Annotated in this window: 14 protein-coding genes; 6 read left to right on the forward strand and 8 right to left on the reverse strand. The window is 66.5% G+C overall.

The features are described from left to right. Positions 1 to 89: 89 nt before the first annotated feature. Complete coding sequence (pyk, locus tag ACNQFN_RS06975) at positions 90 to 1,550, reverse strand: pyruvate kinase (protein ID WP_068635552.1); 1,461 nt, start codon at positions 1,548 to 1,550, stop codon at positions 90 to 92. A 178-nt stretch (positions 1,551 to 1,728) separates the two neighbouring features. Here pyk and ACNQFN_RS06980 point away from each other — a divergent pair, with 178 nt between their 5' ends. Beyond that, a complete protein-coding gene (locus tag ACNQFN_RS06980; RefSeq protein WP_068635553.1) occupies positions 1,729 to 2,121 on the forward strand; it encodes a hypothetical protein in 393 nt (130 codons plus the stop codon). Positions 2,122 to 2,554: 433 nt separating this feature from the next. Further along, positions 2,555 to 3,925: a group II intron reverse transcriptase/maturase gene (gene ltrA / locus ACNQFN_RS06985; RefSeq protein WP_418646661.1), complete on the forward strand. Its 1,371-nt coding sequence runs from the start codon at positions 2,555 to 2,557 to the stop codon at positions 3,923 to 3,925. Between the two features lie 111 nt (positions 3,926 to 4,036). On the opposite strand, the gene ACNQFN_RS06990 is transcribed toward ltrA, so the two are convergent. From ACNQFN_RS06990 to ACNQFN_RS07020, 7 genes are all read right to left on the reverse strand, one after another. Further along, positions 4,037 to 5,221 carry a phosphoglycerate kinase gene (locus ACNQFN_RS06990; protein ID WP_068635554.1) on the reverse strand — a complete coding sequence of 395 codons (1,185 nt, stop codon included), beginning with the start codon at positions 5,219 to 5,221 and terminating at the stop codon, positions 4,037 to 4,039. 246 nt (positions 5,222 to 5,467) lie between these two features. Then, complete coding sequence (locus tag ACNQFN_RS06995; protein WP_068635555.1) at positions 5,468 to 6,400, reverse strand: DUF4351 domain-containing protein; 933 nt, start codon at positions 6,398 to 6,400, stop codon at positions 5,468 to 5,470. Between the two features lie 30 nt (positions 6,401 to 6,430). Next, positions 6,431 to 6,739 carry a helix-turn-helix domain-containing protein gene (locus tag ACNQFN_RS07000; protein WP_418648370.1) on the reverse strand — a complete coding sequence of 103 codons (309 nt, stop codon included), beginning with the start codon at positions 6,737 to 6,739 and terminating at the stop codon, positions 6,431 to 6,433. A 165-nt stretch (positions 6,740 to 6,904) separates the two neighbouring features. After that, on the reverse strand, positions 6,905 to 7,933 hold the full coding sequence (gene gap, locus ACNQFN_RS07005) for a type I glyceraldehyde-3-phosphate dehydrogenase (RefSeq protein ID WP_418648371.1): 1,029 nt from the start codon (positions 7,931 to 7,933) through the stop codon (positions 6,905 to 6,907). Between the two features lie 45 nt (positions 7,934 to 7,978). Further along, entirely contained in the window at positions 7,979 to 9,994 is a 2,016-nt protein-coding gene (tkt, locus tag ACNQFN_RS07010; RefSeq protein ID WP_068635558.1) for a transketolase, read from the reverse strand. Positions 9,995 to 10,122: 128 nt separating this feature from the next. Next, on the reverse strand, positions 10,123 to 10,998 hold the full coding sequence (locus tag ACNQFN_RS07015) for a phosphoribulokinase (RefSeq protein ID WP_068635559.1): 876 nt from the start codon (positions 10,996 to 10,998) through the stop codon (positions 10,123 to 10,125). A 117-nt stretch (positions 10,999 to 11,115) separates the two neighbouring features. After that, positions 11,116 to 11,925 (reverse strand): inositol monophosphatase family protein, encoded by an 810-nt coding sequence (locus ACNQFN_RS07020; RefSeq protein ID WP_418648372.1) that lies wholly within the window; start codon positions 11,923 to 11,925, stop codon positions 11,116 to 11,118. Between the two features lie 49 nt (positions 11,926 to 11,974). Between ACNQFN_RS07020 and ACNQFN_RS07025 the strand changes: the two genes are divergently transcribed. The 4 genes from ACNQFN_RS07025 (at position 11,975) to ACNQFN_RS07040 (ending at position 17,125) form a co-directional block, all read left to right on the forward strand. Next, positions 11,975 to 12,697, forward strand: a complete 723-nt coding sequence (locus ACNQFN_RS07025; RefSeq protein WP_068635570.1) for a 16S rRNA (uracil(1498)-N(3))-methyltransferase — start codon at positions 11,975 to 11,977, stop codon at positions 12,695 to 12,697. A 36-nt stretch (positions 12,698 to 12,733) separates the two neighbouring features. Next, on the forward strand, positions 12,734 to 14,218 hold the full coding sequence (pap, locus tag ACNQFN_RS07030) for a polyphosphate:AMP phosphotransferase (RefSeq protein ID WP_068635571.1): 1,485 nt from the start codon (positions 12,734 to 12,736) through the stop codon (positions 14,216 to 14,218). A gap of 115 nt (positions 14,219 to 14,333) precedes the next feature. After that, positions 14,334 to 15,683 carry an amino-acid N-acetyltransferase gene (gene argA / locus ACNQFN_RS07035; RefSeq protein ID WP_068635572.1) on the forward strand — a complete coding sequence of 450 codons (1,350 nt, stop codon included), beginning with the start codon at positions 14,334 to 14,336 and terminating at the stop codon, positions 15,681 to 15,683. Beyond that, the gene (locus tag ACNQFN_RS07040; RefSeq protein ID WP_068635573.1) at positions 15,680 to 17,125 is read left to right on the forward strand and encodes a diguanylate cyclase domain-containing protein; all 1,446 of its coding nucleotides are present in this window, start codon (positions 15,680 to 15,682) and stop codon (positions 17,123 to 17,125) included. The genes argA and ACNQFN_RS07040 overlap by 4 nt, the downstream gene beginning before the upstream one ends. Positions 17,126 to 17,127: the final 2 nt, after the last annotated feature.

Raw genomic sequence — 17,127 nt, forward strand, 5'->3', positions numbered from 1 at the left:
GGCGGGCGATGGTCGAAACTAACCCTGCATTCTAATACACGAGCCGATGATGCGTTGCGTGCGGGCGATGGCTTCGGCATGCCATGGTGTTACAAATCCTGTGGCGCCGAGGCTCCCGCGGCGGGATGGTCGCCGACGCGCACGATCTTGAGCGTGTTGGTGCCGCCCGCGGCGCCGATGGGCTCGCCGATCGTCAGCACGATCAGGTCGCCGTAGTCGACCACGCCCTGTTCGAGCAGGATCTGCTCGGCCTCCCACAGCAGCACGTCGCGGTCCTGGTGGGTCTGGCTCATCAGCAGCGGATAGACCTCGCGGTACAGTGTCATCTGGTTGCGGGCGCCGACTTCGGGGGTGAGCGCGTAGATCGGCACGCCGCAGTTCAGCCGGCTCATCCACAGTGCGGTCGAGCCGGTCTGCGTCAGCGAGGCGATGGCCTTGACCTTCAGGTGGTAGGCGGTCCACATCGCCGCCATCGCGATCGACTGGTCGATGCGGGTGAACACGCGATCCAGCACTTCGCGGTCGAGCGTGACCTCGCCCGACTTCTCCGCCTCCAGGCAGACCCGGCTCATCGCCTCGACGACTTCGACCGGGAAGCGGCCCGAGGCGGTCTCGGCCGACAGCATCACCGCATCGGTGCCGTCGAGTACCGCATTGGCGACGTCCGACACCTCGGCGCGGGTCGGCACCGGGCTGGTGATCATCGATTCCATCATCTGCGTCGCGGTGATCGTGAGTTTGTTGCGGTCGCGTGCCGCGCGCAGCATCCGCTTCTGCAGTGCCGGCACGGCGGCATCGCCGACTTCGACCGCGAGGTCGCCGCGCGCGACCATGATGCCGTCGGAGGCGTCGAGGATCCCGTCGAGGTTGGCCACGGCTTCGCTGCGCTCGATCTTGGCAATCAGCAGCGCGTCGCCGCCGCCCGCGGCGCGCATCAGCTGGCGCGCCATGTACATGTCGGCCGCGCTCTTGGGGAAGGACACGGCGACGAAATCGACGCCGATCTGCGCCGCGGTGCGGATGTCGTCCATGTCCTTGGCCGTCAGTGCCGGCGCGGTCAGGCCGCCGCCCTGGCGGTTGATGCCCTTGTTGTTCGACAGTTCGCCGCCCACCCTGACGATGGTGTGGATCTCGTGGCCGGCCACACGCTGCACGCCGAGCTTGAGCCGGCCGTCGTCGAGCAGCAGCACGTCGCCCGCTTTGACATCCTTGGGCAGGTCCTTGTAGTCCAGTCCCACGCGCTGCGCATTGCCGAGCTCGCAACGGGCATCGAGGATGAAGGCCGCATCGCGTTCCAGCGTGATGCGGCCTTCGGCGAACCGGCCGATGCGGATCTTGGGGCCCTGCAAATCGGCCAGGATGCCGACCGGGCGGCCGACGAGCGCCGCAGCCTGGCGGACGGCTTCGGCGCGGGCGATGTGGGCCTCGGCGGTGCCGTGGGAAAAGTTCATGCGCACGACGTCGACGCCGGCGCCGACCATGCGCTGCAATACTTCGAGATCGGACGAGGCAGGGCCGAGGGTGGCAACGATCTTGGTGTGGCGTGGCATGGGGGCTCCCGGAGGCGTGTTCCTGCGAACTGCGGCATTGCCGTGCATTCTAAACCGGAGTCGGGCGACGGCTGCTGCTGCGGGGCTTCCGTCCTGTGCGATGGCATCGCCGCCGGAATGGAAAATCCAGTTTTCGGTGACTAGACTGGAAGTCGGCGCACAAGCCTGGGGAAGGATCATGGAATTTGCAGTCGTGCTCGCCCTGATCGCCGGCGTGCTGGCCGGCTGGCTGCTGCTGCAGCGGCGGGCGCCACCGGCGCCAGCGCGTAAGGAGATGCCGAAACATCCATATCATTGCGTGGTGCTCGAAGTCCGCGGGGACGGCTGCGAGGCGGTGCGCAAGCTGACGGGGCAGTGCTTCCTGGCCGCGCATGCTCCGCACCTGCCGCTGGCGGACTGTGAAAGCAGCCGTTGCGAGTGCATCTATCAGCACCATGAGGACCGCCGCCACCACAATCGCCGGGACCCTTACATCCTTGCTCGGCGCATGCAGTTCGTCGATGCCCGGCAGGACCGGAGAAGCACGCCCGGCCGGCGCAAGACCGACCTGATGCTGCACCCGATACCCTGAATCCGTTCTGGCCCGGTAACGAGAAAGGGGCGCCGCGCGGCGCCCCTTTTCGTGTGCGCCCAGCATGGGCGCCCTCCTGCGGGTGCAAGTCCCGCCGTAAGTTGATCACAGCGAACGAAGTGAAGCGCAACTGCGTGAGGGTGACCGAGCGTGGGGAGGAAGCGTGGAGCATAAGCTGCGAGCCGATGGACAAGAATCGGATAGAAGGCGCTGCGGAGCAGGGCGAGCGAGCACGTAATCGCGAAGCTCTCGTGATCAAGGCGAAGTGGCGTAGATCCGGCGGTTGTGCAGCGAAGGAGTGCGTTCTTACCTGGGGAGGTCTCGCCTTGTGCCTGAAAGGGCGACGGCGCTTAACCGGAGCGAGAAGTCAGCAGAGGCCGTAGTAGCCGCTGGTTTGGGGCGAAGGGCCGAACGAGTAGGAGGGCCGAAGGCCGTGTTGCTCGGACGTGAAGTGCATCAGAAGCTCGGGGAGCCGGGGCGCAATGCGGGAGGGCTCGGTGAAGCCGCGTCCGAAGCAGTGCGTGATGAAGCACGGACGGCGCGGCATGGAACTGGAAGCCCGGGGCGAGATGACCTGCTTGCGCAGGTGCTCGCGAGCGCGAACATGGAGGCGGCGTGGAAACGCGTCAAATCCAATCGCGGCAGTGCTGGGGTGGATGGGTTGTCGATCACCGAGACGGCGGAGCAACTGAGAGCGCACTGGCCCCGGATTCGGGAATCCTTGCTGGATGGCAGCTACCGGCCCCTGCCGGTGCGCCGTGTCCAGATCCCGAAGCCCGATGGTGGGGTGCGCGAATTGGGGATTCCGACGGTGACGGATCGGCTGATCCAGCAAGCCCTGCTGCAAGTCTTGCAGCCCAGGATTGATCCAACGTTCTCTGAACACAGCTACGGCTTCCGGCCGGGACGCCGTGCCCACGACGCGGTGCTCGATGCACAGCGCTACGTGCAGGACGGTTACCGGGTGGTGGTCGATGTGGATCTGGAGAAATTCTTCGATCGAGTCAATCACGACATCCTGATGGAACGGTTGTCGAGGCGAATCGAGGACAAGGCCGTGCTGCGGCTGATCCGTCGTTACCTCGTGGCCGGGATCATGGATGGCGGCGTGGCCATGGCGCGCTACGAGGGGACGCCGCAAGGCGGCCCACTGTCGCCGCTGCTGGCCAATGTGCTGCTTGACGAGGTGGATCGGGAACTGGAGCGACGGGGCCACCGTTTCGTTCGCTATGCCGACGACTGCAATGTATATGTACGCAGTGGTCGCGCAGGCGAACGGGTGCTGGCGGGCCTGACCAAGCTCTACGAACGACTTCACCTGAAGGTCAATGACGCCAAGACGGCCGTTGCGCCGGCCTCGGGCCGCAAGTTTCTGGGCTACGCCTTCTGGTACGGCCCGGGCGGACAGGTCAAGTGCAGGGTGGCCGACAAGGCGCTCAAGACCTTCAAGCAACGCATCCGGCAATTCACGCGTCGCTCGGGTGGGCGCAACCTGACCGAGATTGCCGAACGGCTGCGGGCCTACATGCCGGGCTGGAAGACGTACTTCCAGCTTGCGCAGACACCCAAGGTGTTCCGCAAACTCGACAAGTGGATAAGACACCGGCTGCGTGCGGTGCAGCTCAAGCACTGGCGTCGGGGTACGACGATGTACCGGGAGTTGAAAGCGATGGGCGCCTCGGAAGAGGATGCCCGCAAGGTGGCGGCGAACAGTCGGTGCTGGTGGCGTAACAGCCGCATGCGATTGAACCGCGCGATGCCTGTCGCTTACTTCGACCGACTCGGCGTCCCTCGGCTCTCATAACCTCAACGACTCGAACCGCCCGGTGCGGACCCGCATGCCGGGTGGTGTGGGAGGGGTCGGCCGGGTAAGCTGGCCGCCCCTATCCCGATCGTGCGGGAACGCAGATGCCTTTCAGTCGGCGTAGCGTGCTTCCAGCGCGGCGATCGCCGGCAGGGTCTTGCCTTCGAGGAATTCGAGGAAGGCGCCGCCGCCGGTCGAGATGTAACCCACGTCGTCGGCGATGTTGAACTTGGCGATGGCCGCCAGGGTATCGCCGCCGCCGGCGATCGAGAAGGCTTCGGAGTGGGCGATGGCCGAAGCCATCATCTTGGTGCCGCCGGCGAACTGGGCGTATTCGAAGACGCCGACCGGGCCGTTCCAGACGATGGTGCCGGCGTGGGCGATGATGTCGGCGAGCTTGGCCGAGGACTTCGGGCCGAAGTCGAGGATGCGGTCGTGCGGGCCGACCTCATCCACCGGGATGCGGTTCGCACGCGCCAGCGCGGAAACCTCGTCGGCCACCACCACATCCACCGGCAGCGGCACTTCGGCGCCGCGTTCCTTCATGATGTCCATGACCTGCTGGGCCTCGCGCACCATCTCCGGCTCGGCCAGCGATTCGCCGATGCGCTTGCCGGCGGCGAGCAGGAAGGTGTTGGCGATGCCGCCGCCGACGATGAGCTGGTCGACCTTGGCCGCCAGGGTCTTCAGGATGGTCAGCTTGGTGGACACCTTGGCGCCGCCGACGATCGCGACCAGCGGTCGCTTCGGTTCGTGAAGGGCCTTGCTGAGCGCGTCGATCTCGGCGCCCATCAGCATGCCGGCGCAGGCCACCGGGGCGAAGCGGGCGATGCCGTGGGTGGTGGCTTCGGCGCGGTGGGCGGTGCCGAAGGCGTCGTTGACGTAGATGTCGCACAGCGCGGCCATCTTCTTCGCCAGCTCTTCGTTGTCCTTCTTCTCGCCCTTGTTGCAGCGGCAGTTCTCCAGCAGCACGACTTCGCCCGGCTTGACCGTGAAGTCGCCGTCGACCCAGTCGGCAATCAGCTTGACCGGCTTGTTCAGCAACTGGCCCAGGCGCACGGCGACCGGCGCCAGGGTGTCGTCGGGGCCGACCGTGCCTTCGGTCGGGCGGCCGAGGTGGGAGGTGACCATCACCGCCGCGCCCTTGTCCAGGCAGTACTGGATCGACGGGATGGAGGCGCGGATGCGGGTGTCCTCGGTGATGTTGCCGGCTTCGTCCTGCGGCACGTTGAGGTCGGCGCGGATGAAGACCTTCTTGCCGCGCACGTCGAGTTCGTTGAGCTTCTTCACTTTCATGATGGTTTCCTGGGTGTCGTTGCAATCGTCAGCCCCACCGGCTCGCCAGTGATTGCCCGGAAAGCAGCACGGCACGACACCAGGCCCGATGGCATGGCGTGCGCGGCAAGCCACGGCCGATGCGCGAGTGGCGGATTGAAGGGCGAACCGAGCACGGAAGGGCAGGTCAGGGCAGAACGGCGGGATTTTACCGCAGAGTTGATCGGGTAATTCCCACGCAGGGCGTTCGGCGGTTTTGCGCCGGCTTCAGCCCTGGCCGAACACATCCTCCAGCGTTTGCGCATCGAGGATGTTGTCGGCCCAGTGTTCGAGTTCGGCCGGGGTGGCGTTTTGCAGGCGCTCTCGGGTCGCGGCGTCGAGCGGGCCGAAGCGGCGGGTGAGCAGGCGGGTCAGCACGGTAAGTTCGCCTTGCTGCAGACCGCGTTCCATACCTTGCAGGATGCCCTGTTGAATCCCCTTCTGCATGCCTTCGCTGCGCATGCGTTCGCTCCAGGTCATCATGGTCTGGTCCTCCTGCGGGTAGTGCTGGGCAAAAAGCAGTCGCTCATTATCGTCGAGCCTGCTGTAGATGTCGATGAAGTCCATGTATTTGAGGCGTTTTTCCGGATCCGGTTCGAGGTTCAGCAGGCCGCGGAAGGCCCAGGCGCAGACATCGATGATGCGCTCGCGCGGGTAGGCCATGTTGGGCAGGTTCAGGCGGGCGACGATGTTGTCGCTGTCCTGGTACTGCTCGGCGGGCAGTTCGTCGAGAATGCAGAACAGGTAGCTGAAGGACAGAAAGGCGAAGCGCTCGCTGCCCAGCTCCAGGCACTGGCGGATGGTGCTGCTGCCGTGCAGGAAGATGACGACCGGCACGACGCGGTCGGTCCTGCACAGCTCGGCCAGATCGAGGCAGTAGTGGCCGAGCCGGTGGATGGAGAAACGGGCTGGATCGCTCTGTTCCTCGACGATGAACAGCAGCGCCTCGCGCCGGCCATCGGGCCACTCGACGAGCAGCGGCACGTCGAGTTCGCGGAAGCGGTCGCCGAGGCGACTTTTCAGTTGCTCCTGGCGGACCGGCGTGATGCGCACCGATGCATCGATGTCCAGCGCTTCGCTGGCGGCGAAGAAGGCCAGTGCCTGGCGCGGGTAGTCGAGGATGAGGTTCTTGAAGTTCTGGTCGTGGCTGGCCGGCGGCATCGCGCAATCCCGTTTGCATGGCAGGTGGGATTATATGTCAATGTCGTCTGCGCCAGAGGGAAAACCATGCTTGTGTTCCGTGCCCCCGCCCGGCGGATACAGCAGCGTCCAGGCTTCAACCTCCAGCGCCGCGGCCAGGCGCTCGATGTTCTGCAGTGAAACGTTCCAGCGCGAACGCTCCACCGCAGAAACATAGGTGCGGTCCAGCTCGCTCTCCAGCGCCAGCCGTTCCTGCGGCCAGCCTTTTTCCACCCGATGCAGGCACACCCAGTAGGCCAGCACGTCGCGCAGTGAGGCGCCTTGGGACGGAGGCTGAGGTGTGCGGAATTTGGCAGACATGTCCGCATGGTGTGATTACGATGTGCATGCATCTACGGAGTTTGCTTCTCATGTTTTTGGGGTGTGCTGAATGCATGAGAGTTTGAAGAGTCTGTCTAGCCATGAAAAAGCCCGCCGGGCCGAAGCCGGGCGGGCTTTTTTGCGCTTGCCCTTGCGGGCCGCGGCTTACTTTGCGGCGACGAAGGCGCGGGCGGCGTCGAGCATGCGGCAGGAATAGCCCCACTCGTTGTCGTACCAGGCCAGCACCTTGACCAGCACCGAGCCGTCCTCGCCCTTGATGACGCGGGTCTGGGTGGCGTCGAAGGTGGAGGAGACGGTGGTGTGGTTGAAGTCGGAAGACACCAGCGGCTCGGTGTTGACCGCCAGGATGCCCTTCAGCGGGCCGTTGGCCGCGGCTCTCATCAGCTCGTTGATCTCTTCCTTGGTGGTGGCGCGCTCGGCGGTGAAGGTCAGATCGACCAGCGAGACGTTGATCGTCGGCACGCGCAGGGCGAAGCCGTCGACCTTGCCGGCCAGTTGCGGCAGCACCAGGCCGACGGCCTTGGCGGCGCCGGTCTTGGTCGGGATGATGTTGGCGGCGGCGGCGCGGGCGCGGCGCAGGTCCTTGTGGCGGACGTCGACGGTGACCTGGTCGTTGGTATAGGCGTGGATGGTGGTCATCAGGCCCTGCTTGATGCCCACGCTGTCGGCCAGGATCTTGGCCACCGGGGCCAGGCAGTTGGTGGTGCACGAGGCGTTGGAGACGACGGTCATGCCGGCCTTCAGCGCGTCTTCATTGACGCCCATGACGATGGTGGTGTCCACGTCGTCGCCGCCCGGCGCCGAGATCAGCACGCGGCGGGCACCCTGGTCGAGCAGGGCCTGGGCCTTGGCCTTGGTGGTGTAGGCGCCGGTGCATTCCAGCAGCACGTCCACGCCGTGGCTGCCCCAGTTGACGCCCTTCGGGTCCTTGGTGGAGTAGAAGGGGATCTTCTTGCCGTCGATGATGATGACGTTCTCGCCTTCGGTCTCGACCGAGGTGGCGAAGCGGCCGTGGGTGGTGTCGTACTTCAACAGGTGGGCATTGGTGGCCAGATCGCCGGAAGCGTTGATGGCGACCACTTCGAATTCGTTCTGCAGTCCCTGCTCGTAGATGGCGCGCAGCGTGCAGCGACCGATACGACCGAAACCGTTGATGGCGACCTTGATGCTCATCGATGCTTCTCCCTCTTCATGGATATACGAAACCGATCGCTCGCATCAGGCGAGCGCTTTCCTGACCGCGGCCACGACGGCCTCGGTGGTGATGCCGAAATACTTGAACAGCTCGCCGGCGGGGGCGGATTCGCCGAAACGGTCGATGCCGACGACTTCGCCTTCCAGGCCCACGTACTTGCGCCAGCCGTCGCTGACGCCGGCCTCGACCGCCACGCGCGGCAGGCCCTTGGGCAGCACGTCGGCCTTGTACGCCTCGTCCTGGCGGTCGAAGACGTTGGTGCTCGGCATCGACACCACGCGGACGGCGATGCCTTCTTCGGCCAGTTGCCGCTGGGCAGCCAGCGCCAGCGCGACTTCGGAGCCGGTGGCGAGGATGACGGCACGGGCCGCGCCATCCGCTTCGGCCAGGACGTAGCCGCCGCGGCGGATGTCGGCCACCTGCCCGGCGCTGCGGGGCTGGAAAGGCAGGTTCTGGCGCGAGAAGCACAGGCTGCTGGGGCCGGTGCTGCGTTCGATGGCGCTTGCCCAGGCGACGGCCGATTCGGTGGTGTCGCAGGGGCGCCAGACGTCCATGTTGGGGATCAGCCGCAGCGTGGCGATCTGCTCGACCGGCTGGTGGGTGGGGCCGTCCTCGCCGAGGCCGATCGAATCGTGGGTGAACACGAAGATCTGGCGGATCTTCATCAGCGCCGCCATGCGCAGGGCGTTGCGCGCATATTCGCTGAACATCAGGAAGGTGGCGGTGTAGGGGATCAGGCCGCCGTGCAGGCTGACGCCGTTGGCGATCGCGGCCATGCCGAATTCGCGCACGCCGTAATACACGTAGTTGCCGCCGCCGTCGCGGCTCACGCCCTTGGCGCCCGACCATAGCGTGAGGTTGGAGCCCGCCAGGTCGGCCGAGCCGCCGAGCAGTTCGGGCAGCTTGGGCGCGTAGGCTTCGATGCTGTTCTGGCTGGCCTTGCGGGTGGCGATGGTTTCGGCCTTGTCGGTCACCTTGGCGAGCACGGCGGCGACGTGGGCGTCCCAGTCGGAGGGCAGTTCGCCGGCCATGCGGCGCTCGAATTCGGCGGCGAGCTCGGGGTGGGCGGCGCGGTAGGCGGCGAAGCGGGCGTTCCACTGCGCTTCGGCTTCGGCGCCCTTGGCGCGGGCGTCCCAGGCGGCGTAGACCTCGGCCGGGATCTCGAACGGCGGGTGGGTCCAGCCGATGTGGGCGCGCGCGGCCTCGATTTCGGCGGCACCGAGCGGGGCGCCGTGCACGTCGTGGCTGCCCTGCTTGTTGGGTGCGCCGGCGCCGATCACGGTCTTGCAGCAGATCAGCGTGGGCTGCGTGGTGTTGCCCTTGGCCTGCTGGATCGCGGCTTCGATGGCGGCCGGGTCGTGGCCCTGCACGTCGCGGATCACCTGCCAGCCGTAGGCTTCGAAGCGCTTGGGAGTGTCGTCGGTGAACCAGCCATCGACGTGGCCGTCGATCGAGATGTTGTTGTCGTCGTAGAAGGCGATCAGCTTGCCCAGGCCCCAGGTGCCGGCCAGCGAGCAGGCTTCGTGCGAGATGCCTTCCATCAGGCAGCCGTCGCCGAGGAAGGCCCAGGTATGGTGATCGACCACTTCATGGCCGGGGCGGTTGAAGTCGGCAGCGAGCAGCTTTTCGGCCAGCGCCATGCCGACCGCGTTGGTGATGCCCTGGCCGAGCGGGCCGGTGGTGGTCTCGATGCCGGGGGCGTAGCCGTATTCGGGGTGGCCGGGGGTCTTGCTGTGCAGTTGGCGGAAACGCTTGAGCTCGTCGATCGGCAGGTCGTAGCCGGTGAGGTGCAGCAGCGCGTAGATCAGCATCGAGCCGTGGCCGTTGGACAGCACGAAGCGGTCGCGGTCGGCCCACTTGGGATTGGCCGGGTTGTGCTTCAGGTGGTGGCGCCACAGCACTTCGGCGATCTCGGCCATGCCCATCGGCGCGCCGGGATGGCCGGAGTTGGCCTGTTGCACGGCGTCCATCGCCAGGGCGCGGATCGCGCCGGTAACGGGGTTGAAGACCGGGAGCTTGACGTTGCGGGTCGACTGCATGCTGTGTTCTCGGGCCGGAGGCCGCTATCGGAAAAACCGCAATTATCCCTTAAAAGCCCTTGCCGATGCCAATGCCGCAATGGCGTATGAGCCTGTCCGGCGCTCCGTTGCGGGTATTGCCGCAGCGCTCATACCGACTGCCGGCGCCGCTCCATCAGCTTCCAGATCAGCGGTGTCAGGATCAGCTGCATCGCCAGGTCGAGCTTGCCGCCGGGAACGACGATGGTGTTGGCGCGGCTCATGAAGGCGTTGGGGATCATGTTCAGCAGATAGGGGAAATCCACCCCGCGCGGGTCCTTGAAGCGGATCACCACCATCGATTCATCCTGCGTCGGCACGTCGCGGGCGATGAAGGGGTTCGAGGTGTCGACGATCGGCACGCGCTGGAAGTTGATGTGGGTGCGGGCGAACTGCGGCACGATGTAATGCACGTAGTCGTGCATGCGGCGCAGAATGGTGTCCTGCACCGCGTCGGCCGAATAGCCGCGGATCCGGGTGTCGCGGTGCAGCTTCTGGATCCATTCGAGGTTGATCGTCGGTACCACGCCGATCAGCAGATCGACATGGCGCGAGACGTCGACATCGTCGGTGACGACGGCGCCGTGCAGGCCTTCGTAGAACAGGCAGTCGGTGCCGACCGGCAGGTCTTCCCATTCGGTGAAGGTGCCCATCGGCAGGTTCCAGCGCATGGATTGCGCCTCGTTGTGGATGTAGTGCCGGCGGCGGCCGGTGGCGGCTTCGCCGTAGGCGCGGAACAGGCTTTCCAGGTCGGAGAACATGTTGGCTTCGGGGCCGAAATGGCTGATGCCGCGCTCTCCGGCGCGCTCGGCTTCCTCGATCCGCGCCTTCATCTCCGCCCGCGTGTAGCGATGGAAGCTGTCGCCTTCGACGATCGCGGCATTGACGTGTTCACGGTCGAAGATGGCTTCGAAAGTGTGCTTCACCGTCGTGGTGCCTGCGCCGGAGGAACCGGTGACGGCGATGATCGGGTGCTTCATGGACATGGTGGTCTCCGTGCTGCACGGAAAAATGCGTGGCGTGCAGTATATTGCGGCGCAGCAACGCAGGATAGATCGTGGAGCGGGCCGTTCTGCGAGGTGCTGGACGGCCGTCTCGTGCGCTCAGGATCGTGTCTTCACCCAGGCCGACCATTCGCTGAACAACCCCGGATTGACGGCGGCGATGACGCCGCGCTTCAGCGCCGGGCCGGACATCAGCGAGCCGCCGTCCAGCGCTTCGGCCACGCCGCCCGCTTCGGCCAGGATCAGCCGGCCGGCGGCGTAGTCCCACAGCATCTGGCCGCCATGCAGGTAGACGTCCAGCCGGCCGGCGGCGACGAAACACCATTCCAGCGCGCTGGAGCCGAAGTTGCGCTGCGAGTAATAGGGCGGGCGCACCGCCAGTTCGTCGCCCAGGTGGTGGCTGATGCGCTTGAAGTCGACGCCGGCCACCGCATCGCGCAGGCTGGACGCACCTTCGCGCAGCGGCAGTTCGGTGCCGTTGAGAAAGGCGCCGGCGCCGCGCGCGGCATAGAAGGATTCGTCGGTGATCGGGTTATAGACCACGCCCAGCACCGGTTCGTGCTCGATCAGGTAGGCGATCGACACGGCGAACAGCGGAATGCCGTTGGCGAAGTTGGTCGTGCCGTCGATCGGGTCGATGCACCACAGGCCGCGCCCGCCTTCGTTCCACAGGTGGGCCTGTTCGGTGGCGGTCATTTCCTCGCCGAGCACCTCGCCGGCGAGGAACTTCGGCAAGGCTTCGCTGAAGCAGCGCTGCGAGGCCAGGTCGGCTTCGGTGAACAGCGAGCCGTCCGGCTTGCGGTTGCGCGCCGACTTCAGGTAGCGGGGCAGGATTTCGTCGCGCGCGATGTCGCGTACCAGCGATTCGAGGGCTCTGGCACGGGCGAGGCGTTGGGCTGCGGTGGGCATGCGGGCTCCTGGCCGGTCGGCTGCTTGATGCGAGGCCTATAATCTTACGATGATTTCACGTTTCCATTTCCCGGGCCGCCTGCCCGATGGCGGCGAAGTCGCGCTGCCCGACGATCTCGCCCATCACGCGCTGCGCGTGCTGCGCCTGCGCGACGGCGAGCCGCTGGTGCTGTTCGACGGCGAAGGCGGCGAAGTCGAGGCCCGCCTGGCGGTGCGCGGCAAGGCCGGTTTTGCCGTGCTCGGCGAGCGGCGCCCGTTCGATCGCGAATCTCCCTTGCGTGCGGTGCTGGTGCAGGCGCTGGCGGCAGGCGACAAGATGGACTGGGTGGTGCAGAAGGCGGTGGAACTGGGGGTGGCGGCGATCCAGCCGGTGCAGGCCGAGCGTTCGGTGCTGCGCCTGGCGGGCGAGCGCGCGGACAAGCGGCGCGCACACTGGCAGCAGGTGGCGGTGTCCGCCTGCGAGCAGAGCGGGCGCAACCGCATTCCGGAAGTGGCGCCGATCCAGCCGCTGCTGCAATGGCTCGCTGCCGCGCGCGGGCAGGCTGCCTGGGTGCTGGCGCCGGGCGGCGGCGACGGCTTGCCGGCAGGCGAGCGGCCGGAGGGCGTCGTGCATGTGCTGGTCGGCCCCGAAGGCGGCTGGACCGAGGGCGAGCTTGCCGCCTGCGATGCGGCAGGCGTGCGGCGGATGACGCTGGGGCCGCGGGTGCTGCGGACCGAAACCGCGGGACTGGCGGCGCTGGCGGTACTGCAGGCGCGCTGGGGAGATTTCTGACTGAACCATGCGGTGCTGCAAGGACGGGAGGATGGGATGTTCGAATCCGCGGAGCTCGGCCACAGGACCGACAAGGAAGAGTACGACGCCGCCGTGCCGCCGCTGCGCACGGCCTTGCTCGATGCACAGTACGAAATCCTCGAGCTGAAGCAGTTCGCCGTCGCCGTGCTGATCAACGGCATCGACGGTGCGGGCAAGGGCGAGACCATGAATCTGCTCGACGAGTGGATGGATTCGCGCCACATCGAAGGCTGGGCCTTCGACCAGCCGACCACCGAGGAAAGCGAGCGTCCGTTCATGTGGCGCTTCTGGCGCGCGCTGCCGCCGCGCGGCAAGATCGGCGTGATGTTCAACAACTGGTATTCGCAGCCGATCCGCGACCGGGTCGAGCGCATCGGCAGCAAGGCCCGCTTCGAGCAGCGCCTCGGCGAGATCCGCCGCTTCGAGGACATGCTGGTGCAGGAAGGCGTGCTGCTGGTCAAGTTCTGGTTCCACCTGTCGAAGAGCGGGCAGAAGAAGCGCCTGCGCGAACTGGAAAAGGATCCGCGCACGCGCTGGCGCGTCACCGAGCGCGACTGGCATTTCTACGAGCAGTACGCGCGCTACCGCGACGTCGCCGCACATGCGCTGCGCCAGACCAGTACCGGCAACGCACCGTGGATGATCGTCGATGGCAGCGATCCGTACTTCCGCGCGCTCTTCGTCGGCCGGACGCTGCTCGCGGCGCTGCAGAAGCGCCTCGAAGCCGCCCGTCGCAAGCACGCGCCGCGCCAATTGGCGCCGCCGCTGCCGCCGATCGCCCGGCGCAACCTGCTCGACAGCCTGGCGCTGCGCCATGAAATGGGCAAGAAGGAATACGAGGAGGCGCTCGAAAGCCTGCAGGGGCGGCTGGCGTTGCTGACGCGCGAGGCGGCGTTCCGCGGCAAGCATTCGCTGGCGCTCGTGTTCGAGGGCGTGGACGCTGCCGGCAAGGGCGGCGCCATCCGCCGTGTCACCGCGGCGCTGGACATCCGCCAGTACAGCGTGGTGCCGGTTTCGGCGCCGACCGAGGAGGAGCGCGCGCAGCCCTATCTGTGGCGCTTCTGGCGCCACCTGCCGGCGCGCGGCAAGACCGTCGTGTTCGATCGTTCGTGGTATGGCCGGGTGCTGGTCGAGCGGGTCGAGGGCTTCTGCTCGGAGGCCGACTGGATGCGGGCCTACGCCGAGATCAACGACTTCGAGGACCAACTCGCCGACGCCGGCATCATCGTGATCAAGTTCTGGCTGGCGATCGGCAAGGAAGAACAGCTGGCGCGTTTCGAAGCGCGCGAGGCCGAGCCGCACAAGCGCTTCAAGATCACCGCGGAAGACTGGCGCAATCGCGAGAAGTGGGACGACTATGTCCGTGCCGTGTGCGACATGGTCGATCGCACCAGTACCGAGCGCGCGCCCTGGACATTGGTCGAGGCAGAGAACAAATATTTTGCACGGATCAAGGTATTGCGCACGATTTGTGAACGCATCGAAGCGGCGTTGACCTGATTTGTGCGCGGCGATGTCGCCGCGCGCACGCATCCGCTAGAATCCCGCCATCCGAAATTCCGTCGGCCCGGGTGGCATCGGCTACCGCTGGTCCGGCTCCTGCCGCGGTGACTGCGTGAACGCTGAATCGACCTCTGCCGTACCGGCGCCCGACGACCCCACTTCCCAGTTCGTCGCCTGGGTGCGTGGCGCCGCGCCTTACATTCACGCCTTTCGCGGCAAGACTTTCGTCGTCGGCTTCGGTGGCGAAGTGGCGGCGGGCGACCGCGCGCAGCGCCTGGCCTACGACTGCAACCTGCTCGCCGCGCTCGGCATCCGCCTGGTGCTGGTGCATGGGGCGCGGCCGCAGATCGATGTCGAGCTGGCGCGCCGTGGGCTGGCGCCGCGTTTCCACCATGGCCTGCGGGTGACCGATGCCGAGGCGCTGGAGTGCGTGAAGGCGGCAATGGCAGTGACCCGCTTCGAAGTCGAGGCGCTGCTGTCGCAGGGTTTGCCGAATACGCCGATGGCGGGCAGCTACATGCGCGTGACCGGCGGCAACTTCATCACCGCGCGTCCGGTCGGCGTCGTCGATGGCGTCGATTACCAATACACCGGCGCGGTGCGCAAGATCGTCGCCGAGGAGATCAACGCCGACCTCGACCAGCACAACGTGGTCCTGATCACGCCGCTCGGCGTTTCGCCCGCGGGGGAAATCTTCAATCTGGCGATGGAAGAGGTCGCCGAGGCCGTGGCGGTGGCGGTGAAGGCGGAAAAGCTGATCTACCTGTGCGATGCGCCGGGACTGCTGGATGCCGACGGCGGCTTGATCGAATCGGTGACGGCGGACGAGGCGCAAGCCAGGCTCGCGAGTGGGGATGGCCTGACCGAAGATCTGGGACTCTTCCTGCCGTGTGCGATCCGCGCGGTACGCCGCGGCGTGGCGCGCTGCCACCTGATCGATCACGACAAGGACGGCGGGCTGCTGCTCGAGTTCTTCACCCACGCCGGCGTCGGCACCGTGGTGTCGCGCGACCCCTTGTTCCGCCTGCGCGAGGCGACGGTCGACGACGTCGCCGCGCTCGTCTCGCTGATCACGCCGATGGAGGCCGACGGCACGCTGGTGCGCCGCGGCCGCGAGCTGCTCGAACAGGAAATCGAACGCTTCACCGTGGTCGAGCACGATGGCGTGCTGGTCGGCTGTGCTGCGCTGTACCCGTTCTCGGAGGACAACGCCGCCGAACTCGCCTGTCTCGCGGTGACGCCGGAATACCGTCGCGCCGGCCTGGGCGACCAGTTGCTGAAGCGCATCGAGCGCCGTGCCCGCGTGCAGCGGCTGGAGCGGCTGTTCGTGCTGACGACGCGCACCGCGCACTGGTTCCGTGAACGGGGTTTCAGCGAGATCGGCCCCGAAGCCCTGCCGCGCAAGAAGCGTGAGTTGTACAACCTGCAGCGGCGCTCGAAGGTATTCGTGAAGCTCTTATGATCCTCTGGCCCAGACGTGCGATGCGGCGGCAGGCCGATGTCGAACTGGCGCTCCTGCGACAGGTGGCAGAGGGTGTCCACGGTATCGAAGCGGTGTTCGATCGCAATCTGCGTCTGTTGTGGATCAGCCCCTCGATCGAGCGCGTCACCGGGCTGGAGCCGCGGGAGTGCATGGAGGCCGAGGACGCCCTCGACTTGCTGGTGCACGAATCGGACCGTGCCTATTGCCGCCGCATGATCACGCAGATGGTGGTGGACGGCGTGGCGCAGGATTTCGAACTGCGGCTCAGGCGGCGGGATGGCGAGGCGGCCTGGGTCGCCTCCCACTGGCGGGCGGTGCCGGATGCCGCGCCGGGGCTGGCCGCCCTGCGCCTGTCGGCCGAGGACATCCAGTCGCGCAAGGAAACCGAATACAAGCTGCTCGAGACGGTCACCGAGCTTCGCCGCGCCCAGGCGCTGCGCGAGCACTACCTGCTGAGAAGCAACGACGAGCGCCAGCGCCTCGCCGCGCTGCTCAACCTGATCCGGCTGGGCATCCTGTTCATGGACCAGGAACGGCGGGTGCTGTACTACAACCGGGCGATGCTCGAAATCTGGGGCTATCCGGAGGATACGCACCTGATCGGCATGCGCGAGAGCACACTGCAGAGCAAGGCGGCAACCCTGCTGGAAGATGCCCAGGCCTATTTCGCCCACGTCGCCGAAGTGCTGGACGCCAAGCAGCCGATGAGCGACGAGTACGAATTCCGTTTCGCCGATGGCCGCGTGATCACGGACCGCTCCGCGGTGGTGGCCGGGGCGGGCAAGGATCAGCGCATCGGCCGGGTCTGGATCTACGAGGACGTGACCGAGGCCCGGCGCATTTCGGCACAGCTGATCTCGATGGCGGAGCGTGACCCGCTGACCAACATCTTCAACCGGCGCCGCTTCCACGAGGAACTGGAGCGCATGCTGGCCGATGCGGCACGGCGCGGCACTTCGGTCGGCTTGCTCGGCATCGACCTCGACGGCTTCAAGCCGATCAACGACGCCTTCGGCCATCAGGCGGGCGACGAGGTGCTGGTGAAGCTCGTCGAGCGGGTCGGCGGCGTGGTGCGCCGTAATGAAATGTTCTTCCGGGTCGGCGGCGACGAGTTCTCCATCCTGGTCCCCGACACGAAGGCAGCGGCGCTGGCCGAACTGGCCAATCGCCTGTGCGAGTCGATCGGCAATCTGGTGTTCGAGTTCGATGGACGCAGGACGGGCGTCACGGCAAGCATCGGCATCGCCCTGTTTCCCGAGCATGGCTGTGACGAGGAAAGCCTGATGGCGGCCGCCGACGAGGCGATGTACCGCTCGAAGGCGGAAGGACGCAATCGTTGGAGCCTGTCGGCGAGAGGCGGGGGTGAATCCGCTAGAATGCCGGCTTCGAGCTCCGATGAACCCGTTAGCAGAGAGGATTGAAC

It is taken from the genome of Thauera butanivorans, from assembly GCF_048398245.1.
Taxonomy (GTDB): domain Bacteria; phylum Pseudomonadota; class Gammaproteobacteria; order Burkholderiales; family Rhodocyclaceae; genus Thauera; species Thauera butanivorans.